The following is a 22,097-nucleotide window of genomic DNA, read 5'->3' as shown; positions in this document are numbered from 1 at the left end:
CCTTTCCGGACGCCTGAGCGGGTACTCTCGTGGCGATATGAGCAGCGAGAACCTCCCCCAGACCCCTGAGCAGCAGGGCCGCAAGCCCCGCGTGGCCGTCGTGTTCGGCGGCCGCAGCTCGGAACACGCCATCTCGGTCGTCACCGCGGGCGCTGTGCTGCGCTCCATCGACCGCTCCAAGTACGAGGTGCTGCCCATCGGCATCACCACGGACGGCCGGTGGGCCCTGACCGCCGACGCACCCGAGCGCATGGCCATCGCCGACCGCCGGCTCCCCGACGTGGAGTCGCTGGCGGAGTCCCCGGACGGCACCGTCGTGCTGCCCGTGGACCCCGCCAGCCGCGAGGTCGTCTACACCGAGCCCGGCAGCGTCCCCAAGGCACTGGGCGAGGTCGACGTCGTCTTCCCCGTGCTCCACGGCCCCTACGGCGAGGACGGCACCCTCCAGGGCCTCCTGGAGCTCTCCGGGATCCCGTACGTCGGCTGTGGCGTCCTCTCCTCGGCCGTCGGCCAGGACAAGGACTACATGAAGCGGGTGTTCACCTCCTTCGGGCTGAACGTCGGCCCGTACGTGACCATCCGCCCCCGCGAGTGGGAGGCCGACCAGGACGCGGCCACGGCCAAGGTCCTGGACTTCGCAGCCGAGCACGGCTGGCCGCTGTTCATCAAGCCCGCCCGGGCCGGCTCCTCCATCGGCATCACCAAGGTCGACGACGCCTCCGGCCTCGACGCGGCGATCAGCGAGGCCCGCCGCCACGACCCGAAGGTCATCGTGGAGGCGCTGCTGCGCGGCCGCGAGATCGAGTGCGGCGTCCTGGAGTTCGAGGACGGGCCGCGCGCCAGCGCGCCCGCGGAGATCCCGCCGGTCTCCAGCCACGACTTCTACGACTTCGAGGCGAAGTACATCGACTCCGCCGCGGGGATCGTGCCCGCCCCGCTCACCCCGGAGCAGACCGCCGAGGTGCAGCGGCTCGCCGTCGAGGCCTTCGAGGCCGCGTCCTGCGAGGGCCTGGTCCGCGCCGACTTCTTCCTCACCGAGGACGGCACCTTCGTCATCAACGAGATCAACACACTGCCGGGGTTCACGCCGATCTCGATGTACCCGCGCATGTGGCAGGAGTCGGGCATCGAGTACCCGGAGCTGGTGGACCGCCTGATCCAGGCCGCCCTGCGCCGCTCCACCGGCCTGCGCTAGAGGGCCCCGTACAGCCGACCGCCCGCCGGGAGGCCCCCCACCGAGGGGCTCGCCGGCGGGCGGCGGTGTGCGCGGGGAGGGGCGGCTCAGTAGGAGGAGATCCCGACGGGCACGGTCCTGGCCACGGCGGCGGACAGGTCCACGAGCATGCCCGCGTCCGTGGCATGCTCCTTGTCGATCCAGACCTCCGTGTAGGCGAGCCGCGACCCGGTGGTGAACTTCAGACCGCCGTCGGCCGGCCGTTCCACCAGCCAGCCGACGCCGTTCACCTCCACTCCGTCCGCCTTCGGATCGGCCATCTTGGCGGGCTTGGGGATGCCGCACCGCAGTACGATCGCCGAGCCGCCCCATGCGGCGGTCAGGTCCGACTGCGGTTCGGTCCGGGTCCGGTCCAGCCCGGACACCTTCTCCGGGAGCACCTTGTGCAGCGCGGCACACAGCCCCGCCACGTCGGCGGGCGGCACAGGCGGCGGTGTCACCCGGGCCTCGGAGGCGCCGGGGGCACAGCCCGCCAGGACCGCGACCGCCGACAGGACGGGCAGGGCCAGCAGACGCAGGGGCCGGTGGTGCGAAGACATCACCGGCCAAGAGTAGACGGGGGCTACAGATGGACCACGGGGCAGGTCAGGGTGCGGGTGATCCCCTCCACCTGCTGCACCTTGGCGACCACCATGCGGCCGAGATCGTCGACGGTGTCGGCCTGGGCCCGCACGATGACGTCGTACGGCCCCGTCACGTCCTCGGCCTGGATCACCCCCGCGATGTTCCCGATGGACTCGGCGACGACCGACGCCTTGCCCACCTCGGTCTGGATGAGGATGTACGCCTGTACCACGGAACCTCCAGGGCGGCCACGAGGATCATTTCCCCTAACCTTCGGGTGGGCCCGACAGAATCGGAAGGGCCGGGGGAAGAAGGGACGCCACGGTACCGCGTCGCCGGGTGCCACGGGGAGACCCGCAGACCAGGCGCCACGCACAGCGGGGCGTACGCAGACCAGAAGTTGACGTATCTGTTGACGGTACCCAGAGCTGTGACGGCTCGCGACCGCAAGCGGACTTGCCAAGAAGGGGCACAGCGATGAAGGGCACTGTGGGCGAGCTGGGGGAATTCGGGCTCATCAGGGAGCTCACCTCACGGCTCACCACCACCCCGGCGGTCCGGCTCGGACCGGGCGACGACGCCGCGGTCGTGTCGGCCCCCGACCGGCGGGTCGTGGCCAGCACGGACATCCTGCTCGAAGGCAGGCACTTCCGCCGCGACTGGTCCACCGCCTACGACGTCGGCCGCAAGGCCGCCGCCCAGAACCTGGCCGACATCGCAGCCATGGGCGCGGTGCCGACCGCCCTCCTCCTCGGCCTCGTGGTCCCGGCGGAGCTGCCGGTCACCTGGCCCACCGAGCTGATGGACGGCATCCGCGACGAGTGCCAGGTCGCCGGCGCGGCCGTGGTCGGCGGCGACGTCGTCCGCGGGGACACCATCACCGTCTCCATCACCGCCCTCGGCGACCTGCGCAACCACGAGCCCGTCCTGCGCTCCGGCGCCCGGCCCGGCGACGTCGTGGCCGTCACGGGCTGGCTCGGCTGGTCCGCGGCCGGCTACGCGGTGCTCTCGCGCGGCTTCCGCTCCCCGCGGGCCTTCGTCGAGGCGCACCGGCGCCCCGAGCCGCCGTACCACGCGGGCCCGGCGGCCGCCGGGCTCGGCGCCACCGCCATGACCGACGTCAGTGACGGCCTGATCGCCGACCTCGGGCACATCGCCGAGGCCAGCCACGTGCGGATCGACCTGCGCTCGGGCGCCGTGGACATCCCGACCCAGATGCACGACATCGGCCAGGCCGTCGGCGTGGACCCGCTCCAGTGGGTGCTCACCGGGGGAGAGGACCACGCCATCGTGGCCACCTTCCCGCCCGACGTGAAGCTCCCGGCCCGCTGGAAGGTCATCGGGGAGGTCCAGCACCGCTCCGCCCTGCCCCAGGTGACCGTGGACGGCGCCCCCTGGACCAGCACCGGCGGCTGGGACCACTTCGGGGCCGACCCGGTCGAGGGCGAGACCCCGTGAGCGGGCACCCCCCGCTGTGCCTGACCGTCGCCGGGTCCGACTCCGGCGGCGGCGCGGGCATCCAGGCCGACCTCAAGACCATGCTCGCCCTCGGCGTGCACGGCATGAGCGTCGTCACCGCCGTGACCGCGCAGAACTCCCTCGGGGTGAAGGGGGCCTGGGAGCTGCCCGCCGAGGCCGTCAGGGCCCAGTACCGGGCCGTCGTCGACGACATCGGGGTCCAGGCCGTCAAGACCGGGATGCTCTCCTCCGCCATCCTCGTGGAGACCGTCGCGGAGCTGCTGGCCGGCACCGACGCCCCGGTGGTGGTGGATCCCGTGGGCGTCTCCAAGCACGGGGACGCCCTGCTCGCGGCCTCCGCGCTGGACGCCGTCCGAGGGGCGCTGCTGCCCCGGGCCACGGTGGCGACACCCAACCTCGACGAGGTGGCGCAGCTGACCGGGGTGGCCGTCGAGGACGAGGACGGCATGCGGCGGGCCGCCGGCGCGATCCTCGGCTTCGGCCCCCGCTGGGCGCTGATCAAGGGCGGCCACCTCGCCGCCCACGGCGGTGAGGCCGTGGACCTGCTCAGCGACGGCTCCGAGGAGCTGTGGCTGCGGGCGCCCCGCTACGACAACCGGCACACCCACGGCACCGGCTGCACCCTCGCCGGCGCGATCGCGGCCGGCCTGGCCAAGGGCCTGCCCGTCCCGGAGGCCGTCACGGCGGCCAAGGAGTACGTCACCGGCGCCATCGCCGCCGGCTTCGCGCTCGGCGCCGGCATCGGCCCGGTGGACCACGCCTGGCGGTGGCGCTGAGCAGTCCGGACCACACCTGAACGTCGAGGTGTGGTCCGGACAAGGCAAAAGGCCGGCCCACCAGAGGTGGACCGGCCTTCTTGGCAACCGGAAAGGGCTGCGCTACGACGACGGGAGGCGTCAGCGCGAGACCTTGCCGGCCTTGATGCACGAGGTGCAGGCGTTGAGGCGCTTCGGCGTCCCATTGACCACGGCACGGACGCGCTGGATGTTCGGGTTCCAGCGACGCGAGGTGCGGCGGTGCGAGTGGGAGATGTTGTTGCCGAAGCTCGGCCCCTTGGCGCAAACGTCGCAGTTGGCAGCCACAGGTCACTCCAAGACTTCAGATGCAATTACGGTGGGATCCGGCGCACCGGAATCAGAGATCTGAAGTGGCTTGCCGGACGAATGACCCGACTCTCGACGGGCAACCTGAGCAGCATACAACGACTGCTTGGGTCCGAGAAAACTACCATGACGGGGCCCGGCTCCGCCCCGGGGTCCCGGGCCGGCGGCCGTCCTTCGTTACCCTGCGGTGAACCCTGGCCCGCACAAGGAGGAACGCCCGGTGGCGCACGAGCCCGAGCCGCACACCCTCGACGCCGGAGCGGTGCGCACCTGGAGCTCCCTGGCCCTGGCCGCACTGGGGCGGGCCCGCACGGACATCGACGCGATCAACGTCTACCCCGTCGCGGACGCCGACACCGGCACCAACCTCTACCTGACGGCCGAATCCGCCGACCGCGCCCTGACCGAGGCCCTCGCCCGGACCGCCCCCGGCGTGACCGAGGGCACAGCCCAGGCCTCCCTCCCCGAAGCCGTACGGGCCTACGCGTACGGCGCGCTCATAGGCGCCCGGGGCAATTCCGGGACGATCCTCGCCCAGCTGCTGCGCGGAGTGGCCGACGTGCTCGGCGCGGACCCGGCGGGCCGCGCCCCCGGCCCGCTGCTGGCCCAGGCCCTCGCCCGGGCGGCCGAGGAGGCCTACCAGGCCGTCGCGCACCCCGTCGAGGGGACGATGCTCACCGTCGCCGGGGCCGCGGCCCGGGCCGCGGAGACCGTCTCCGGGACCCCTGCCGAGGTGGCCCGCGCCGCCTACGAGGGGGCCCGCGCGGCCCTCGCCGAGACCCCCGGGCAACTGGCCGCCCTCAGCCGGGCCGGGGTCGTCGACGCGGGGGGCTGCGGGCTGGTCGCCGTACTCGGGGCGCTCTGGCAGGCGCTCTCCGGCCACGAGCCCGACCCCGAGCCGGTCCCGTTGCCCGCCGTGCCCGTGGAACGGGTCCCGGAACCCTGCGCCCAGGAGGAGGGCGGACCCGCCTACGAGGTGATCTACCTGCTGGAGGCCGCCGAGGAGGCCGTCGACCGGCTCCGCGCGGCCCTCGACGGGCTCGGCGACTCGCTCGTGGTGGTCGGCGGCGACGAGCTGTGGAACGTCCACGTGCACGTCGACGACCCGGGCGCGGCCGTCGAGGCCGGGGTGGAAGCCGGCCGGCCCTACCGGATCCGCATCACCCACTTCGGCGACGAACGCCGCCGCGCCGGCGCCCCGCGCGCCCAGCGGGCCGTGGTGGCCGTGGTCCACGGCGAGGGGCTGGCCGCGCTGTGCGCGGAGGCGGGCGCGACCACCGTGCCGGCCCGCCCCGGCGAGCCGCCCGCCGTCGCCGACCTGATCGACGCCGTGCGCCGGGCGCACGCCCGCGAGGTGGTCCTGCTGACCTGCGGTGCCGAGCACCGGGAGGCCGCCGGCGTCGTCGCCGGGCAGGCCCGCGCCGACGGCGTGCGGGTGGCCGTGATCCCCACCCGGTCCGCCGTCCAGGGCCTGGCCGCGCTCGCCGTGCACGACCCCGAGGCCGGCTTCGACGAGGACGTCGTCACCATGACGGCCGCCGCCGGCGCCACCCGCTACGGAGAGCTCGCCGTCGCCGAGCGGCAGTCCTTCACCTCGGCCGGGATCTGCCAGGCCGGGGACGTCCTCGGGCTCATCGACGGCGACGTGGCCGTCATAGGCCCGGGCCTGCCCGAGACGGCCGAGGCGGTCCTGGAGCGGATGCTCGGCTCCGGCGGCGAGCTGGTCACCCTGGTCCTGGGCCCCGACGTCCCGGACGGCCTCGCCGGGCGCCTGGAGGCATACGTCCAGCACGCCCACCTGGCCGTGGACACCGTCACCTACCACGGCGGCCGCCACTCGGCACCCCTGCTCATCGGAGTCGAATAGCGGCCCTGTCACAGGCATGGTGTGCAATGGAACACGTGCCCGCGCTCGACGAAGACCTCAAGAAGACCCTCGGCCCCGCCACCGCCAAGGTGCTCGCCGAGCAGCTCGGCCTGCACACGGCCCTGGACCTGCTCCACCACTACCCCCGGCGGTACGCGGAGCGCGGCGAGCTGACCTCGCTCGCCGACCTCGGCGACCAGCTCGACGAGCACGTCACGGTCGTCGCCCAGGTCGCCGACGCCCGGATCCTGACCTTCAACGGGGGCCGCGGCAAGCGGCTGGAGGTCACCATCACCGACGGCAGCGGCCGCCTCCAGCTGGTCTTCTTCGGCGCGGGCGTCCACAAGCCGCACAAGGAGCTGCTGCCCGGCAGCCGGGCGATGTTCGCGGGCAAGGTCTCCAGGTTCAACCACAAGCTCCAGCTCGCGCACCCGGCGTACGAACCCCTCGGCGGCGACGCCTCCGACCGGGACGCCGCCACCGCCTTCGCCAACCAGCTGATCCCGATCTACCCGGCCTGCGCCAAGCTGGAGTCCTGGAAGATCGCCAAGTGCGTGGACGCCGTCCTGCCCAGCGCCGCGGACGCCCTCGACCCGCTCCCGCCCGCCCTGCGCGACGGCCGCGGACTGGTCCCGCTCACCGAGGCCCTCCTCAAGATCCACCGCCCGGCGACGAAGGCCGACATCGAGGACGCCCGCCGCCGCCTGAAGTGGGACGAGGCCTTCGTCCTCCAGGTCGCCCTCGCCCGCCGCCGGCACGCCGACTCCCAGCTCCCCGCCGTCGCCCGCCGCTCCACCCCCGGCGGCCTCCTCGACGCCTTCGACGCGAAGCTGCCCTTCACCCTCACCGAAGGCCAGCGGAAGGTCTCCCAGGAGATCTTCGACGACCTGGCCACCAGCCACCCCATGCACCGCCTCCTCCAGGGCGAGGTCGGCTCCGGCAAGGCGCAGCCGCTCGATGCCCTGGTCCTGACGCCCAGGGGGTACCGCCCCATGGGCGGTATCGCGCGCGGTGACGAAGTGGTGGTGCCGACGGGCGAGATCGCCGTCGTCGGCGGCGTCTTCCCCCAGGGGACGCGCGACGTGTGGCGGATGGTGCTCTCGGACGGGAGCGCCGTCGAATGCGATGACGAACACCTGTGGATCGTGGGTACGGGCTGCGGATGGCGCCGAGGCCAGGAGCCCGAGGTGATGACCACGAGGGATATCCGGGCAGACCTGCATGAAGCCGACGGATCGTCCAAGTGGTACCTGCCAGTAGCCGTCCCCGTGGACCTCGGGAGTGGCGCCGACCAGCCGCTCGATCCCTACCTGGCGGGCGTCCTGATCGGTGACGGCTCGTTCCGGCACGACCTGGGACTGTCGACCGCCGACGCCGAGATCTTCGCTGCGGTGGAGGCGGCCGTGGCACCGGAATGCGAGATGGCACCCGTACCGGGATCCCCGTACGACTACACGATCCGGACGGCCGGCCCGAGGGACGGCACCCGGCGCAACCCCGTCGTCCAGGCGATCCGCGACCTCGGCCTGTGGGGTGCGACCCCGCACGAGAGGTTCGTCCCGGACGTCTACAAGAACGCGCCGCTCAAGGACCGCCTGGCGGTCCTCCAGGGGCTCATGGACACCGACGGGACGCTGCACGCGGACGGTCTGGCCATGTCCTTCCGCTCAGCGTCCCAGCGGCTGGCGGAAGACGTGGCCTGGCTCGTGAGGTCCCTCGGCGGCCGAGCACGCGTACGGCGTCAGGGGGCCGCCTTCGACGTCTCGGTCGCCCTGCCCGAGGAGTTCGTGCCGTTCAGGCTGCCGCGCACGACGGCACGCGTGCGGCCGAGGGCGGAGTACGACACCTTCCGGCGCGGGATCAGGGCCGTGGAGTACGTAGGGGCCAAGCCGGTCCAGTGCATCAGCGTCGAGCACCCGAGCCACGCCTACGTGACGGACAACTTCACCGTGACGCACAACACGATGGTCGCCCTGCGCGCCATGCTCGCCGTCGTCGACTCCGGCGGGCAGGCCGCGATGCTCGCCCCCACCGAGGTCCTCGCCCAGCAGCACCACCGGTCCGTCACCGAGATGATGGGCGAGCTCGCCGAAGGGGGCATGCTCGGCGGCTCCGACCTCGGCACCAAGGTGGTCCTGCTCACCGGCTCCATGGGCACCGCCGCCCGCCGCCGGGCCCTGCTCGACCTGGTCACCGGCGAGGCCGGGATCGTCATCGGCACCCACGCCCTGATCGAGGACAAGGTGCAGTTCCACGACCTCGGCCTGGTCGTCGTCGACGAACAGCACCGCTTCGGCGTCGAGCAGCGCGACGCGCTGCGCTCGAAGGGCAAGCAGCCGCCGCACCTGCTGGTCATGACCGCCACCCCCATCCCGCGCACCGTCGCCATGACCGTCTTCGGCGACCTGGAGACCTCCGTCCTCGACCAGTTGCCCGCCGGCCGCTCCCCGATCGCCACCCACGTGGTGCCCTCGAAGGACAAACCGCACTTCCTCACCCGGGCCTGGGAGCGGGTCCGCGAGGAGGTCGGCAACGGCCACCAGGCGTACGTCGTCTGCCCCCGCATCGGCGACGGCGAGGACGACCCCAAGGGCAGGAAGAAGGCCTCCGCCGAGGAGGAGGCCGAGAAGCGCCCCCCGCTGGCCGTCCTGGAGATCGCCGAACAGCTGGGCCGCGGACCCCTCGCCGGACTCTCCGTCGAGGTGCTCCACGGCCGGATGGACCCCGCTGACAAGGACGACGTCATGCGCCGGTTCGCCGCCGGCGAGGTCAAGGTCCTCGTCGCCACGACCGTCATCGAGGTCGGCGTGAACGTCCCCAACTCCACCGTCATGGTGATCATGGACGCGGACCGCTTCGGCGTCTCCCAGCTCCACCAGCTCCGCGGCCGCGTCGGCCGCGGCTCCGCCCCCGGACTGTGCCTGCTCGTCAGCGAGATGCACGAGGCCAGCCCCGCCCGCGCCCGGCTCGCCGCGGTCGCCGCCACCCTCGACGGCTTCGAACTCTCCCGGATCGACCTGGAACAGCGCCGCGAGGGCGACGTCCTCGGCCAGGCCCAGTCCGGCGTCCGCTCCTCGCTGCGCATGCTCGCCGTCATCGAGGACGAGGAGGTCATCGCCGAGGCCCGCGAGGAGGCCACCCGCGTGGTCGCCGCCGACCCCGGACTGGAGGAGCTCCCCGGGCTGCGCACCGCGCTCGACGCCCTGCTGGACGCCGAGCGGGAGCAGTACCTGGAGAAGGGCTGAGCGCCACGACCTATGGTGGGAGGCCAGAACGGAGGCCCCGGCCTCCGACGACCGCCGCAGAGAAGGACCCCAGATGACCCGCGTGATCGCCGGCACCGCCGGCGGCCGGCGCCTGGCCGTGCCGCCCGGCACCGGCACCCGCCCGACCTCAGACCGGATGCGCGAAGGGCTCTTCTCCACCTGGGAGTCGCTGCACGGCGTCCAGGGCTCCCGGGTCCTCGACCTCTACGGCGGCTCCGGCGCCGTGGGCCTGGAGGCCCTCTCCCGCGGCGCCGTCCACACCCTGCTGGTCGAGGCCGACGCCAAGGCCGCCAAGGCCATCCGCGACAACATCAAGGCTCTGGGCCTGCCCGGCGCCGAGTTCCGGGCCGGCAAGGCCGAGCAGATCGTGGCGACGCCCGCGCCCGGAGACCCGTACGACATCGTCTTCCTGGACCCCCCGTACGCCGTCGGGCACGGCGAGCTCGGCGAGATCCTCCTCACACTCCGCGCCAATGGCTGGCTCACCGACGACGCCCTCGTCACCGTGGAGCGCAGCACCAGGAGCGGCCCGTTCCCGTGGCCCGAGGGGTTCGACCCGCTGCGTTCGCGCAAGTACGGCGAAGGCACCCTTTGGTACGGTCGCGCCGCCTCCACCAGCGAAGACTCATGAACGAGGGAGTTCAGTTGCGCCGCGCGGTCTGTCCGGGGTCCTTCGATCCCATCCACAACGGACACCTCGACGTCATCGGACGCGCCTCCAGGCTGTACGACGTCGTGCACGTCGCCGTGATGATCAACCCGTCGAAGCAGGGGCTGTTCACGGTCGAGGAGCGGATCGAACTCATCCGCGAGGCGACCGCCGGCTACGGCAACGTCGAGGTCGAGTCCTTCCACGGCCTGCTCGTCGACTACTGCAAGCAGCGGGAGATCCCGGCCATCGTCAAGGGCCTGCGCGCGGTCAGCGACTTCGACTACGAGCTCCAGATGGCCCAGATGAACATGGGCCTGTCGGGCGTCGAGACGCTGTTCGTCCCGACCATCCCGACGTACAGCTTCCTGTCCTCCTCGCTGGTCAAGGAGGTTGCGGCCTGGGGCGGCGACGTCGCCCACCTGCTCCCCGCGCACGTCCACGCGGCGCTGGTCGAACGGCTGCGCGCCGAGTGACCCGGCCGCGGCGGGGCTGAGCCTCCCGGTCCGTCCCGCGCGTTCCCCCGGTGGCCCTACAGTCGTCCCGTCAGTCCGAGGCGAAGAGAACGCGAGCCCCCATGGACGTACAGAAGAAGCTGGACGAGATCGTCGCGGCCGTCGGCGGCGCCCGGTCGATGCCCATGTCGGCCTCCTGCGTGGTCAACCGCGCGGAGCTCCTCGCCCGGCTCGAAGAGGTACGCCAGGCCCTGCCCGGCTCGCTCGCGCAGGCCCGGGAGCTGATCGGCGGGCGGGACCAGATGGTCGAGGAGGCCCGCCGGGAGGCCGACCGGATCATCGAGTCCGCCCACGCCCAGCGGGGCTCCCTGATCTCCGACACCGAGATCGCCCGCCGCTCGCAGGACGAGGCGGACCGGATCCTCGCCGACGCCCGCCGGGAGGCGGCGGAGATCCGGGCCGAGGCCGACGACTACGTGGACGGCAAGCTCGCCAACTTCGAGGTCGTCCTCAGCAAGACCATCGGCGCCGTCGACCGCGGCCGCGAGAAGCTGCTGGGCCGCGGCCCGGGCCTGGACGCCCAGGGCCACGACGACAGCGGCGCCCCCGAGCCCAGCCCCGACCCGCAGACCCGGCGCGAGCAGGCGGACGCGTACGTGGACGCCAAGCTGGCCACCGTCGAGGCGGTGCTCGCCAAGACCCTGGAGGCCGTCGGCAGGGGCCGCCAGAAACTGCTGGGCCGGATGCCCTCGGACGACCTCGGCGCGCACATGGCCGCCCAGGACGCGGCCGGCGACCAGCCGGCCCGCCCCTCCAGCGACGCGGAGTTCCTGGCCGGGCTGGCCGAGCCCGAGCCGCCCGCGGTCCCCGCCCAGGCGGCGCCGGCCTACGACGACTACGCCCCGGCGGCCTACGCGGCCCCGTACCCGCACCAGCAGCCCCACCAGCCCCAGCCGGACGCATACGCCTACCAGGACCCCTATGCGGGCTATGCGCAGCAGCAGGACGCCTACGGCGGCTACGCGCAGCAGCCCGACCCGTACGCCGCCTATCCGCAGCCCCACCAGCCCCATCAGCCGCAGCAGCCCGCGCTCGACGAGACCAGCTTCTTCGACACGAGCATGATCAACCTGGATCAGCTGCGCCGGTACGAACAAGGTCGCTAGACCGGATTGGGCTCAGAGCGAAGCGCCGGGTATCCTAGCTGTTCGGTCGCGCATATGCGCCGCGATCCCAGCTGCCCTTGAGCAGCGAAATCTTTGATCTTCAGCGATCTGTGAAAGCAGGAACGGCCCTGAACACCCGCCTCGACCACCGCAACCCCCTCGTGTTCGACACGCACGAGCTGGGTCGGCGTCCTGGTGCCATGCAGCGGCTGTCCCGTGAGATCGAGGCGCCGGCGGACTTCGGTCTCGTCGACGTCATCGGGGTGCCGGAAGGCGCCCCGGTGAAGATCGAGCTCCGCCTGGAGTCGGTCATGGAAGGGGTGCTTGTCACAGGCACCGTCCGTGCGAAGGCCGTGGGGGAGTGCGTAAGGTGTCTGGAGGCCGTCGAGCGCGAGCTCAAGGCGGACTTCCAGGAGATGTTCTCGTACCCTGACGCCGACGACCGGGGCCGCCCCAAGGCGGAGCCGGCCGACGACGCCGAGGACGACGAGGACATGCTCTTCCTCGAGGACGGATTGTTCGACCTCGAACCCGTGCTGCGGGATGCGGTGGTGCTCGCACTGCCCATGCAGCCGGTGTGCCGGGAGGACTGTCTCGGACTGTGCCCCGACTGCGGGGTCAGCCTGAACGACGACCCGGAGCACCACCACGACGCCGTCGATATCCGTTGGGCGGCATTGCAGGGACTCGTCACCGATCAGGGCGTCGAGAAGGACAACATGAGCGGCACTGCCTCTGACGGAGTTCAGGGCGCCGCCGAGAAGCAGGAGAAGTAGCCGTGGCTGTTCCGAAGCGGAAGATGTCGCGCAGCAACACGCGCCACCGCCGGTCGCAGTGGAAGGCTGCGGTCCCCACCCTGGTTTCGTGTGAGCGTTGCCAGGAGCCGAAGCTCCAGCACATTGCGTGCCCGAGCTGCGGCACCTACAACAAGCGCCAGGTCCTCGAGGTCTGAGCGGCTGGTGAGAGGCGCAATGTCTGAGCTGTCCAACGCTGAGAAGCAGGCAGACAGTAACAACGCGGCCTCGTCCCACACGCTTCTGGAAGGGCGGCTCGGGTATCAACTCGAGTCCGCCCTTCTGGTGCGTGCGCTGACCCACCGTTCGTACGCGTACGAGAACGGCGGTCTGCCCACCAACGAGCGGCTGGAGTTCCTCGGGGACTCCGTCCTGGGCCTGGTGGTCACCGACACGCTGTACACGACCCACCCCGACCTTCCGGAGGGCCAGCTGGCCAAGCTCCGGGCCGCGGTGGTCAACTCGCGCGCGCTGGCGGAGGTCGGCCGCGGCCTCGACCTCGGCTCCTTCATCCGGCTCGGCCGGGGTGAAGAGGGCACGGGCGGCCGGGACAAGGCCTCCATCCTCGCCGACACCCTTGAAGCGGTGATCGGCGCGGTCTATCTCGACAAGGGCCTCGACGCGGCCTCGGAGCTGGTCCACCGGCTCTTCGACCCGCTCATCGAGAAGTCCTCGAACCTCGGCGCCGGCCTGGACTGGAAGACCAGCCTCCAGGAGCTCACGGCGGCCGAAGGCCTCGGTGTGCCCGAGTACCTGGTCACCGAGACCGGTCCGGACCACGAGAAGACCTTCACCGCTGCCGCCCGCGTCGGTGGTGTCTCGTACGGCACCGGCACCGGCCGCAGCAAGAAGGAAGCGGAACAGCAGGCGGCGGAGTCCGCGTGGCGCGGGATCCGTGCCGCCGCGGACGAGCGGAAGGCCGCGGAAGCGGCGTCCGCCGCAGCCGGCGGGGCATTGGCCGAGGCCGGCGGGGCAGCTGCTCCCGCCGATCCCGGGCCGAAGGCCTGACCGACCCTTCCTTCGGTACCTCCCGCCCGCCCCTGCCACCGGCAGGGGCGGGCGGTCCCGTTTCCGGGTGCCGCCTTTCCGGGCGGGGCCCCTGCCGCCCCGGGCCGCCGGGTAGGCTCGCGGCAGGGCCGGACGCCCGCGTTCCCGTGGTGCCGGTTCCGCGAAGCCCGCATTCCCTCCGGAGGAACACCGTGCCCGAGCTGCCCGAAGTCGAAGTGGTGCGGCGGGGCCTGGAGCGCTGGGTGGCCGGGCGGACCGTCGCCGGCGTGGAGGTGCTCCACCCCCGGGCCGTGCGCCGGCACCCGGCGGGCGGGGCCGACTTCGCGGCGCGCCTGGCCGGCGGGACCATCGGGGTGCCGCGCCGGCGCGGGAAGTACCTGTGGCTGCCGCTGGAGGACCGGGACCTGTCCGTCCTCGGGCACCTCGGGATGAGCGGGCAGCTGCTGGTGCAGCCGGCCGGCGCCCCCGACGAGAAGCACCTGCGCATCCGGGTCCGCTTCGCCGACGACGCGGGGACCGAGCTGCGCTTCGTCGACCAGCGGACCTTCGGCGGGCTCTCGCTGCACGAGGTCGCCCCCGGCAGCGAGGAGGGGCTCCCGGACGTCATCGCGCACATCGCCCGCGACCCGCTGGACCCCCTCTTCGACGAGGGCGCCTACCACCGGGCCCTGCGCGCCAAGCGGACCACCCTCAAGCGGGCGCTGCTGGACCAGTCGCTGATCAGCGGCGTGGGCAACATCTACGCCGACGAGGCCCTGTGGCGCGCGAGGCTGCACTACGACCGCCCCACCGCCACCCTCACCCGCCCCCGGAGCACGGAACTCCTCACCCATGTGAGGGAGGTCATGAACGCCGCGCTCGCCGTCGGCGGGACCAGCTTCGACAGCCTGTACGTCAACGTGAACGGCCAGTCGGGCTACTTCGACCGGTCCCTGGACGCCTACGGGCGCGAGGGCGAGCCCTGCCGCCGCTGCGGCACGCCGATGCGGCGCCGGGCCTGGATGAACCGGTCCAGCTACTTCTGCCCGCGCTGTCAGAGGCCGCCGCGCGCGGTGTCGTAGGCCTGCCGCGAGGCGAGGACCCCGTCCATGCTGCCCTCCAGGAAGTGGATCAGGGAGAGCAGGCGGTCGGCGACCTCCCTGCCGAGCGGGGTCAGCTCGTAGTCGACGCGGGGCGGGTTCGTGGGCTGGGCCTCGCGCGTGACGATGCCGTCGCGCTCCAGGGCGTGCAGGGTCTGCGAGAGCATCTTCTCGCTCACCCCCTCGACCCGGCGGCGCAGCTCGTTGAAGCGGCGGGGGCCGTCGCGCAGGGCGCCCACGGTGAGGCTGCCCCAGCGGCCGGTGACATGCTCCAGGGTCTCCCGCGAGGGGCAGGCGCGCGCGAAGACGTCGAACGGCAGGTCGGCCGCGGCGCTCTCGGCGCAGACGTCGGTACAGGCAGGGGTCTCCATGGCCTCAGCGTACCCCCGGGTAGCGCTAACTGTCTGCTTGCGCTTTCAAAAAGTTAGTGCTTCTCTGGTTCGTGTCGCCCCGCGGCCCACCGCGGCGCACCGGAACAGCCCACTAGGAGTACAGCCATGTCTGCCACCATCCCCGCCCCCGTCGTCTCGATCGCCTACCACTCGGGCTACGGGCACACCGCCGTCGTCGCCGAGGCCGTGCGGGCCGGCGCCGCCGCGGCCGGGGCGACCGTGCACGTCGTCAAGGTCGATGAGATCACCGACGCGGAGTGGGCCCTCCTGGACGCCTCCGACGCGATCGTCTTCGGCTCCCCGACCTACATGGGCACCGCGTCCGGCGCCTTCCACGTCTTCGCGGAGGCCACCTCGAAGCGCTGGTTCGGCGACGCCTGGCAGGACAAGGTGGCTGCGGGCTTCACCAACTCCGCCTCCAAGTCCGGCGACAAGCTGAACACCCTCCAGTACTTCCAGATGCTGGCCTCGCAGCACGGCATGAGCTGGGTGAACCTCGGCCTGAAGCCGGGCTGGAACTCCTCCACCGGCAGCGAGTACGACCTCAACCGCCTCGGCTTCTCCTCGGGCGCGGCCGCCCAGACCAACGCCGACGAGGGTCCGGAGGCCGTGCACAAGGCCGACATCGCGACCGCCGAGCACCTCGGCCGCCGGGTCGCCGAGTACACCCGCGTGGTCGTCACGGGCCGGGCGGCGCTGGCGGCGGCCTCGGCCTGATCCGTCTCCGGGCGCCGGCGGTCCGGCTCTCTAGAAGCCGAAGTCCTGGGTCCACCAGGGGCCGCCGGCGCCGAAGTAGACGCCGACGCCGAGGGTGCGGTATTCGCAGTTGAGGATGTTCGCGCGGTGGCCGGGGCTGTTCATCCAGGACTCCATCACCGTCTTGGCGTCACCCTGGCCGCGGGCGATGTTCTCGCCGCCCAGCCCGGAGATCCCGGCGTTCTGGGCGCGCTGCCAGGGGGTGTTCCCGTCCGGGTCCGTGTGGTCGAAGAAGCCCCGCGCGGCCATGTCCTTGCTGAAGGCGGCGGCCAGCGCGGCGAGCGGCGGGTTCGCGCGGACCGCGACGCAGCCTGCCTGGGCCCGCTCCTGGTTGACCAGGGCGAGGACCTCCGCCTCGGCGGAGGGGTTCGCGTCCCCGGCGGCCGGGGGCTTGGGCGCCGCGGGCCTGGGGGCGGCGGCGGCCTTCGGGGCCTGCGGGGCGCTCGTCTTCTCCGGCGCCTTGGCGGAGGCCGACGCGGAGGGCGTGGGAGTGGGCGTGGGCGTCGGCGAGGCCGAGGGGGACGGCGTGGCCGAGGGGCTGGGGGAGGCCGAGGGGGTGGCCGACGCGGTGCCCGCGGCGGGGCCGGCGGAGGCGCGGCCGGACAGGTTGGCGAGGCCGCCCTCCTCCAGCCCCCGGTTCGGGGCCGGGGTGGGCTTCGCGCGGGCCTCGGTCCGGTCGGCGGAACCCGTGCCGACGTACGGGAAGGAGCCGCCGACGGGCACGAAACCGGTGGTCACGGCCGCCGTGCCGAGGACCACGGCCACGCAGACGCCGAGCAGGCCGGTGCGCACGGCGGTGCGCCTGACGCCGCGGCGCGGCGCGGCGTGGAGTCGGTGGCGTCCCATCGGTCGCGGCCCCTTCTTTGCAGGATCAACGTTTGCTCATCCGAACGGGTGAGTCATTGGTGGGGGACTGTAGCCCATGGCGCAAAGGGGCGATGGGATCAAGGAGCGCCGGCACGGTTAGCGTTCTTGTATGAATGAAGATGTCCGCATGACCGCCTGGGTGCGCGGCCGTGTACAGGGAGTGGGCTTCCGCTGGTTCACCAGGGCCAATGCTCTGGAGATCGGCGGGCTGGCCGGCTTCGCGCTCAATCTCGACGACGGCCGGGTGCAGGTGGTGGCCGAGGGTCAACGTGAGAATTGCCACCGGCTGCTCGACTGGCTCCGCGACGGCGACACGCCCGGGAGGGTGGACGGGGTGACGGAGATCTGGGGCACACCGCGCGGCGGCTATGACGGGTTCGAGATCCGGTGACCTATCGAACGATCATGGACTGATCGGATCCCGGGACCGGCCACACCCGGTCGGAACTGCGCATTCGCCGTCGACCCGTTGCCGTCGGCGGCGAACCGTGGAAGGCTCGGAGACGAGGATGATCTCCACGCCCCCCACGAGGGCCGGGATGCCCGCCGATACGGGGCGTGATCGTGTTGACCGTCAAACTTTTTGGTGAGACGCTGGAAGCCCCGCGCACCTGAGCTGTTTGGCAGTGCTGGCAGTAGGCGTCGTCAGCGAAAGAACGAGTTGAGTGCAGTGACTGACAGTCGCTGTCGGACATCCGCGGGTGCGATTCCCTCACGACCCACACCGCTTCGGTCGGTCACTCAGTGTGGAGGACCATCCATCATGGCAAAGGCGCTTCTCGGTTACGTCGGCGGCTCCGACCCGCGACTCCTCGCCGAGATGCGACGGCTTCAGCAGCGCGTCCAGGACCTCGAGTCCGAGCTCGGACGGATCCAGTCCGAGAACGACGCCCTGACCGCGGCCGCCGCTCAGCACGGGGACTCGCTGCTCGGCAGCATGGACCTCGACGTATCCCAGGCGGAGCCTGCGCTCACCTGATCAGCGACTCACCCGTCGTCGACTCCTGACCCGCACGATCTGCAAGGGACGCTCCGGCGTCCCTTCTCTCTTGCCGCTCCGCGCACGGAGGTCCGACCACCGAGCCCGGTGGGCCGCAGGCGCATTGGGCCAGGTGGGGGGCTCGTTCCTGCGAGGTCTGACCTGCCCTGCACCTTCATGGGTGAAACCGGACGCGAAAGGTAGAGTCCGGCGGCGTGCACCTCAAGTCCCTCACCCTGCGCGGCTTCAAGTCCTTCGCCTCCGCCACCACCCTCCGCTTCGAGCCGGGCATCACCTGTGTCGTGGGCCCCAACGGCTCGGGCAAGTCCAACGTGGTGGACGCGCTGTCCTGGGTCATGGGGGAGCAGGGGGCCAAAACCCTGCGCGGCGGCAAGATGGAGGACGTCATCTTCGCCGGGACGACCGGCCGCCCGCCGCTGGGCCGCGCCGAGGTCTCCCTCACCATCGACAACTCCGACGGCGCCCTCCCGATCGAGTACGCCGAGGTCACCATCACGCGGATCATGTTCCGCGGCGGCAGCAGCGAGTACCAGATCAACGGCGACACCTGCCGGCTCCTCGACATCCAGGAACTCCTCTCCGACTCCGGCATCGGCCGCGAGATGCACGTCATCGTCGGGCAGGGCCGGCTCGACTCCGTCCTGCACGCCGACCCGGTGGGGCGCCGCGCCTTCATCGAGGAGGCCGCCGGCGTACTGAAGCACCGCAAGCGCAAGGAGAAGGCGCTGCGCAAACTCGACGCGATGCAGGCCAACCTCGCACGGGTGCAGGACCTGACCGACGAGCTGCGCCGCCAGCTCAAGCCCCTGGGACGGCAGGCGGCGGTGGCCCGGCGGGCGGCCGTGATCCAGGCGGACCTGCGGGACGCGCGGCTGCGGCTGCTCGCCGACGACCTGGTCGCGCTGCGGGCCGCGCTCGACGCGGAGATCGCCGACGAGGCCGCCCTCAAGGCGCGCAAGGAGTCCGCCGAGCGGGACCTCGCGGAGGCGCTGCGCCGCGAGGCCGGGCTGGAGGAGTCGGTACGGCGCCTCGCGCCCCGGCTCCAGCGGGCCCAGCAGACCTGGCATGAGCTCGCCCAGCTGGCCGAGCGGGTGCGCGGGACCGAATCGCTGGCGCAGGCGCGGGTCAAGAGCGCGTCGGCGCCGGTGGAGGAGGAGCGGCGGGGCCGCGACCCCGAGGACATGGAGCGGGAGGCCGCGCGGATCCGGGAGCAGGAGGCGGAGCTGACCGCCGCGCTCGAAGCCTCCGAACGGGCCCTGGAGGACACGGCCGCGCACCGGGCCGAGCTGGAGCGGTCCCTCGCCGACGAGGAGCGGCGGCTGCGGGACGCCGCGCGGGCCGTGGCCGACCGGCGCGAGGAGCTGGCCCGGCTGACCGGGCGGCTGGGCGCGGCCCGCTCCCGGGCGGGGGCCGCCCAGGCGGAGATCGACCGGCTCGTGGCCGCCCGCGACGGGGCGCGGTCCCGGGCGGAGGAGGCCCGCGAGGAGTACGAGGCGCTGGCCGAGCAGGTCGGCGGGCTGGAGGACCCCTCCTCGGAGGAGGGGGAGCACGAGACGGCGCGGGCCGGACTGGCGCAGGCCGAGGCCGCGCTGGCGGCGGCCCGGGAGGCCCGGACCTCCGCGGAACGCTCCCGCGCGGCCGTCTCGGCGCGGCGGGACGCGCTCGCGCTGGGGCTGCGGCGCAAGGACGGCACGGGGGCGCTGCTCGCGGTGCGCGAGCGGCTGGCGGGGGTACTGGGGCCGGCGGCGGAGCGGGTGTCGGTGGAGGCGGGGTACGAGGCCGCGGTGGCCGCGGCGCTTGGCTCCGCCGCGGACGCGGTGGCCGTGGCCTCCACGGGGGCGGCGGCCGGCGCCATCCGCCACCTGAGGCAGTCCGACGCGGGCCGCGCCACGTTCCTGATCGCCCCGGCCCCCGGCTCCTCGCCGGCTGTCGGCCCCGTGTCGGCCGTCGGCGCGGGCTCCGCCCCGGCCCTCGGCTCCGCCCCGGGTGTCGGCCTGGGCTCCATGCCGGCCGTCGGCTGCGCCCCGACCGTCGGCCCTGCCCCGGACCGCGATTCTGCTCCGGCCGTCGGCCCGTGCTCCGGCCAGGCCGCAGGCTCCGCCCCGGCCGTCGGCCCGGGCTCCGCCCCGGCCCTCGGCTCCGCCCCGGCCGTCGACTTCGGCCGGGACCCGGCAGTGGTGTCCGGCTCCTCGACTGCTGTCGGTGCCGTCCCCGGCTCGGTGTCCGCCGTGGTGGCGGTACCCGGCTCCGGGCAGGTTCCGGGGCAGGACCCGGGGCCCGATGCCGTGGTCCCGGGCTGTGCCGAGGTGTCCGGGCGGGCACCGGCCGGGGGAGGGTTCCCCCACCCCGCCGCTTCCCCGGAGCCGGCCGCCGCCGGGAGGGGGGTCCGGGCCGTGGCCGACCTCGCGCCGGCCGTGGCGGCGGACGCCGTGGCCGCCGTCGGCGGGGTCGCGGTGGTTCCGGCCGGGTACCGGCAGGCAGCCGCCCTGGTCCGCGGGGACGCCGAGGTGCTGCGGGCCCTGGCGTGGGTGCTGCGCGGGCACGTGGTCGTCGGGACGCTGGAGGAGGCCGAGGCCCTGGTCGCGGCGCACCCCGAGCTGGTCGCCGTGACCGCCGACGGGGACGTCCTCGGGGCGCGCCTCGCGCACGGCGGCTCCGCCGGGGCGCCCAGCCTCATCGAGGTGCAGGCCGCCGTGGACGAGGCGGGCGCCGAGCTGGAGCGGCTGGAGCGGGAGTGCGGGGAGCTGGCCGGCGCGGAGGAGGAGGCCCGGACGCGTCGGGCCGCCGCCGCGGCGCGCGTCGAGGAGCTCGGTGAGCTGCGGCGGGCCGGGGAACAGGCCCGCGCCGGGGTCGCGCAGCAGCTCGGCCGGCTGGCCGGACAGGCGAAGGCGGCCCTCGGGGAGGCCGAGCGCGCCTCCTCGGCGGTGGCCGTCGCCGAGGAGGCGCAGGAGCGTGCGCGGACCGACGTGGAGGAGTGCGCGCAGCGGCTCGCGGCCGTGGAGGAGATGCCGGTCGCGGAGGACCCCGACACCTCCGCGCGGGACCGCCTCGCCGCCGACGGGGCCAACGCGCGGCAGACCGAGATGGAGGCCCGCCTCCTGCTGCGTACCCACGAGGAGCGGGTGAAGGGACTCGCGGGGAGGGCGGACGCGCTCGACCGCGGGGCCAGGGCCGAGCGCGAGGCGCGGGCCCGCGCCGAGCGGCGCCGGCAGCGGATGCGGTACGAGGCCGGGGTCGCCCGGGCCGTCGCCGACGGGGCCCGCCAGCTGCTGGCGCACCTGAAGGTGTCCGTCGGCCGGGCGGAGCAGGAGCGCACGGCCGCCGAGCAGGCCAAGGGGCTGCGCGAGCGGGAGCTCGCCGAGGCCCGCGGCCGGGGCCGCGACCTCAAGGGCGAGCTCGACAAGCTCACCGACTCCGTGCACCGGGGCGAGGTGCTCGGCGCCGAGAAGCGGCTGCGCATCGAGCAGCTGGAGACCCGTGCCCTCGAGGAGCTCGGCGTGGAGCCGGCCGCGCTGGTGGCGGAGTACGGTCCCGACCAGCCGGTTCCCCCGTCCCCGCCCGCCGAGGGCGAGGTGCTCCCGGAGGACCCGGACCACCCCCGCAACCGGCCCGGCCCCTTCGACCGGGCCCGGCAGGAGAAGCGGCTCAAGGCCGCCGAGCGCGCCTACCAGCAGCTCGGCAAGGTCAACCCGCTGGCGCTGGAGGAGTTCGCGGCCCTGGAGGAGCGCCACCAGTTCCTCAGCGAGCAACTGGGGGACCTGAGGAAGACGCGTGCCGACCTCCTTCAAGTGGTGAAGGAGGTGGACCAGCGGGTCGAGCAGGTCTTCACGGAGGCCTACCGGGACACCGCGCGCGAGTTCGAGGGCGTGTTCTCGCGGCTGTTCCCCGGCGGTGAGGGCCGCCTGGTGCTCACCGACCCCGAGGACATGCTGGCCACCGGCGTGGACGTGGAGGCCCGCCCGCCGGGCAAGAAGGTCAGACGGCTGTCCCTGCTGTCCGGCGGCGAGCGCTCCCTGACGGCCGTGGCACTGCTGGTATCCATCTTCAAGGCGCGGCCCAGCCCGTTCTACGTGATGGACGAGGTCGAGGCCGCCCTGGACGACACCAACCTCCAGCGGCTGATCCGGATCATGGAGGAGCTCCAGGAGAGCTCGCAGCTGATCGTGATCACCCATCAGAAGCGGACCATGGAGGTCGCGGACGCCCTCTACGGGGTCTCGATGCAGGGCGACGGGGTGTCGAAGGTGATCAGCCAGCGGCTCCGCTGAAGGTTGATCATTTAAGAAGTGAAGTCAAAGTTGGGATTTTGAAGGTAACCCGACCTTCACGTGAACTATTGACTTCAGGAAATGAACACATAAGCTCTGGGCTGTCTCCCGGCTCCCGGTGGTGCCCGATCTTGACCTGTGCGCCACTAG

Annotated in this window: 21 protein-coding genes; 16 read left to right on the top strand and 5 right to left on the bottom strand. The window is 73.1% G+C overall.

Going from position 1 to position 22,097, the window contains the following annotated elements; translation table 11 throughout:
• Positions 1-37 precede the first annotated feature (37 nt).
• Entirely contained in the window at positions 38-1,195 is a 1,158-nt protein-coding gene (locus ACFY15_RS01025) for a D-alanine--D-alanine ligase family protein (protein ID WP_390688922.1), read from the top strand.
• An 86-nt stretch (positions 1,196-1,281) separates the two neighbouring features.
• Here the strand turns inward: ACFY15_RS01025 and ACFY15_RS01020 are convergent, their stop codons facing one another.
• Both ACFY15_RS01020 and ACFY15_RS01015 read right to left on the bottom strand, forming a co-directional pair.
• On the bottom strand, positions 1,282-1,773 hold the full coding sequence (locus tag ACFY15_RS01020; RefSeq protein ID WP_390688923.1) for a DUF3515 domain-containing protein: 492 nt from the start codon (positions 1,771-1,773) through the stop codon (positions 1,282-1,284).
• Positions 1,774-1,796: 23 nt separating this feature from the next.
• A complete protein-coding gene (locus ACFY15_RS01015) occupies positions 1,797-2,030 on the bottom strand; it encodes an Lrp/AsnC ligand binding domain-containing protein (protein ID WP_042816780.1) in 234 nt (77 codons plus the stop codon).
• Between the two features lie 245 nt (positions 2,031-2,275).
• On the opposite strand from ACFY15_RS01015, the gene ACFY15_RS01010 reads away from it, so the two are divergent.
• A complete protein-coding gene (locus ACFY15_RS01010) occupies positions 2,276-3,256 on the top strand; it encodes a thiamine-phosphate kinase (RefSeq protein ID WP_042816782.1) in 981 nt (326 codons plus the stop codon).
• The gene (gene thiD / locus ACFY15_RS01005) at positions 3,253-4,053 is read left to right on the top strand and encodes a bifunctional hydroxymethylpyrimidine kinase/phosphomethylpyrimidine kinase (protein ID WP_390688924.1); all 801 of its coding nucleotides are present in this window, start codon (positions 3,253-3,255) and stop codon (positions 4,051-4,053) included. Before ACFY15_RS01010 ends, thiD begins: the two co-directional genes overlap by 4 nt.
• Positions 4,054-4,173: 120 nt before the next feature.
• On the opposite strand, the gene rpmB is transcribed toward thiD, so the two are convergent.
• Positions 4,174-4,359 (bottom strand): 50S ribosomal protein L28, encoded by a 186-nt coding sequence (rpmB, locus tag ACFY15_RS01000; protein ID WP_007266795.1) that lies wholly within the window; start codon positions 4,357-4,359, stop codon positions 4,174-4,176.
• 241 nt (positions 4,360-4,600) lie between these two features.
• Between rpmB and ACFY15_RS00995 the strand changes: the two genes are divergently transcribed.
• The 9 genes from ACFY15_RS00995 to mutM all read left to right on the top strand — a co-directional run bounded on the left by ACFY15_RS00995 (position 4,601) and on the right by mutM (position 14,646).
• Positions 4,601-6,247, top strand: coding sequence for a DAK2 domain-containing protein (locus tag ACFY15_RS00995; protein WP_390688925.1), 1,647 nt, complete (start codon positions 4,601-4,603; stop codon positions 6,245-6,247).
• 26 nt (positions 6,248-6,273) lie between these two features.
• Positions 6,274-9,492: a helicase-related protein gene (locus ACFY15_RS00990; RefSeq protein ID WP_390688926.1), complete on the top strand. Its 3,219-nt coding sequence runs from the start codon at positions 6,274-6,276 to the stop codon at positions 9,490-9,492.
• A gap of 73 nt (positions 9,493-9,565) precedes the next feature.
• Entirely contained in the window at positions 9,566-10,144 is a 579-nt protein-coding gene (gene rsmD / locus ACFY15_RS00985) for a 16S rRNA (guanine(966)-N(2))-methyltransferase RsmD (protein ID WP_390824846.1), read from the top strand.
• Positions 10,145-10,158: 14 nt separating this feature from the next.
• Positions 10,159-10,638, top strand: a complete 480-nt coding sequence (coaD, locus tag ACFY15_RS00980; protein ID WP_390689030.1) for a pantetheine-phosphate adenylyltransferase — start codon at positions 10,159-10,161, stop codon at positions 10,636-10,638.
• A 101-nt stretch (positions 10,639-10,739) separates the two neighbouring features.
• Positions 10,740-11,783: a DivIVA domain-containing protein gene (locus ACFY15_RS00975; protein ID WP_390688928.1), complete on the top strand. Its 1,044-nt coding sequence runs from the start codon at positions 10,740-10,742 to the stop codon at positions 11,781-11,783.
• 110 nt (positions 11,784-11,893) lie between these two features.
• A complete protein-coding gene (locus tag ACFY15_RS00970) occupies positions 11,894-12,559 on the top strand; it encodes a YceD family protein (RefSeq protein WP_390688929.1) in 666 nt (221 codons plus the stop codon).
• Between the two features lie 2 nt (positions 12,560-12,561).
• Positions 12,562-12,735 (top strand): 50S ribosomal protein L32, encoded by a 174-nt coding sequence (rpmF, locus tag ACFY15_RS00965; protein ID WP_003965982.1) that lies wholly within the window; start codon positions 12,562-12,564, stop codon positions 12,733-12,735.
• Between the two features lie 19 nt (positions 12,736-12,754).
• Positions 12,755-13,585, top strand: a complete 831-nt coding sequence (gene rnc / locus ACFY15_RS00960) for a ribonuclease III (RefSeq protein ID WP_390688930.1) — start codon at positions 12,755-12,757, stop codon at positions 13,583-13,585.
• Positions 13,586-13,776: 191 nt separating this feature from the next.
• The gene (mutM, locus tag ACFY15_RS00955) at positions 13,777-14,646 is read left to right on the top strand and encodes a bifunctional DNA-formamidopyrimidine glycosylase/DNA-(apurinic or apyrimidinic site) lyase (RefSeq protein WP_390688931.1); all 870 of its coding nucleotides are present in this window, start codon (positions 13,777-13,779) and stop codon (positions 14,644-14,646) included.
• On the opposite strand, the gene ACFY15_RS00950 is transcribed toward mutM, so the two are convergent.
• Positions 14,619-15,035: a helix-turn-helix domain-containing protein gene (locus ACFY15_RS00950; RefSeq protein ID WP_366455155.1), complete on the bottom strand. Its 417-nt coding sequence runs from the start codon at positions 15,033-15,035 to the stop codon at positions 14,619-14,621. The genes mutM and ACFY15_RS00950 overlap by 28 nt on opposite strands.
• A 126-nt stretch (positions 15,036-15,161) precedes the next feature.
• Between ACFY15_RS00950 and ACFY15_RS00945 the strand changes: the two genes are divergently transcribed.
• On the top strand, positions 15,162-15,773 hold the full coding sequence (locus ACFY15_RS00945; protein ID WP_390688932.1) for a flavodoxin family protein: 612 nt from the start codon (positions 15,162-15,164) through the stop codon (positions 15,771-15,773).
• 30 nt (positions 15,774-15,803) lie between these two features.
• Here the strand turns inward: ACFY15_RS00945 and ACFY15_RS00940 are convergent, their stop codons facing one another.
• A complete protein-coding gene (locus ACFY15_RS00940) occupies positions 15,804-16,658 on the bottom strand; it encodes a CAP domain-containing protein (protein ID WP_390688933.1) in 855 nt (284 codons plus the stop codon).
• A gap of 130 nt (positions 16,659-16,788) precedes the next feature.
• Here ACFY15_RS00940 and ACFY15_RS00935 point away from each other — a divergent pair, with 130 nt between their 5' ends.
• The 3 genes from ACFY15_RS00935 to ACFY15_RS00925 all read left to right on the top strand — a co-directional run bounded on the left by ACFY15_RS00935 (position 16,789) and on the right by ACFY15_RS00925 (position 21,947).
• Positions 16,789-17,070 (top strand): acylphosphatase, encoded by a 282-nt coding sequence (locus ACFY15_RS00935; RefSeq protein ID WP_358892717.1) that lies wholly within the window; start codon positions 16,789-16,791, stop codon positions 17,068-17,070.
• A 372-nt stretch (positions 17,071-17,442) separates the two neighbouring features.
• A complete protein-coding gene (locus tag ACFY15_RS00930; protein ID WP_042810367.1) occupies positions 17,443-17,658 on the top strand; it encodes a hypothetical protein in 216 nt (71 codons plus the stop codon).
• Positions 17,659-17,873: 215 nt separating this feature from the next.
• A complete protein-coding gene (locus ACFY15_RS00925) occupies positions 17,874-21,947 on the top strand; it encodes an AAA family ATPase (RefSeq protein ID WP_390688934.1) in 4,074 nt (1,357 codons plus the stop codon).
• Positions 21,948-22,097: the final 150 nt, after the last annotated feature.

The sequence above is a fragment of the Streptomyces sp. NPDC001373 genome, assembly GCF_042895815.1.
Taxonomy (GTDB): domain Bacteria; phylum Actinomycetota; class Actinomycetes; order Streptomycetales; family Streptomycetaceae; genus Streptomyces.
The sequence above is the reverse complement of the archived record's forward strand: the minus strand, read 5'-3'. Positions and strand labels throughout refer to the sequence as shown.

Bases quoted from the DNA above. Each gene is read 5' to 3' on its own strand.
- ACFY15_RS00945 (WP_390688932.1), top strand. From the start codon at position 15,162: ATGTCTGCCACCATCCCCGCCCCCGTCGTCTCGATCGCCTACCACTCG.
- ACFY15_RS00975 (WP_390688928.1), top strand. From the start codon at position 10,740: ATGGACGTACAGAAGAAGCTGGACGAGATCGTCGCGGCCGTCGGCGGC.
- ACFY15_RS00930 (WP_042810367.1), top strand. From the start codon at position 17,443: ATGGCAAAGGCGCTTCTCGGTTACGTCGGCGGCTCCGACCCGCGACTC.
- ACFY15_RS01010 (WP_042816782.1), top strand. From the start codon at position 2,276: ATGAAGGGCACTGTGGGCGAGCTGGGGGAATTCGGGCTCATCAGGGAG.
- ACFY15_RS00950 (WP_366455155.1), bottom strand. From the start codon at position 15,035: ATGGAGACCCCTGCCTGTACCGACGTCTGCGCCGAGAGCGCCGCGGCC.
- ACFY15_RS01020 (WP_390688923.1), bottom strand. From the start codon at position 1,773: ATGTCTTCGCACCACCGGCCCCTGCGTCTGCTGGCCCTGCCCGTCCTG.
- ACFY15_RS00990 (WP_390688926.1), top strand. From the start codon at position 6,274: ATGGAACACGTGCCCGCGCTCGACGAAGACCTCAAGAAGACCCTCGGC.
- ACFY15_RS00935 (WP_358892717.1), top strand. From the start codon at position 16,789: ATGAATGAAGATGTCCGCATGACCGCCTGGGTGCGCGGCCGTGTACAG.
- rnc (WP_390688930.1), top strand. From the start codon at position 12,755: ATGTCTGAGCTGTCCAACGCTGAGAAGCAGGCAGACAGTAACAACGCG.
- ACFY15_RS01025 (WP_390688922.1), top strand. From the start codon at position 38: ATGAGCAGCGAGAACCTCCCCCAGACCCCTGAGCAGCAGGGCCGCAAG.
- ACFY15_RS00940 (WP_390688933.1), bottom strand. From the start codon at position 16,658: ATGGGACGCCACCGACTCCACGCCGCGCCGCGCCGCGGCGTCAGGCGC.
- rsmD (WP_390824846.1), top strand. From the start codon at position 9,566: ATGACCCGCGTGATCGCCGGCACCGCCGGCGGCCGGCGCCTGGCCGTG.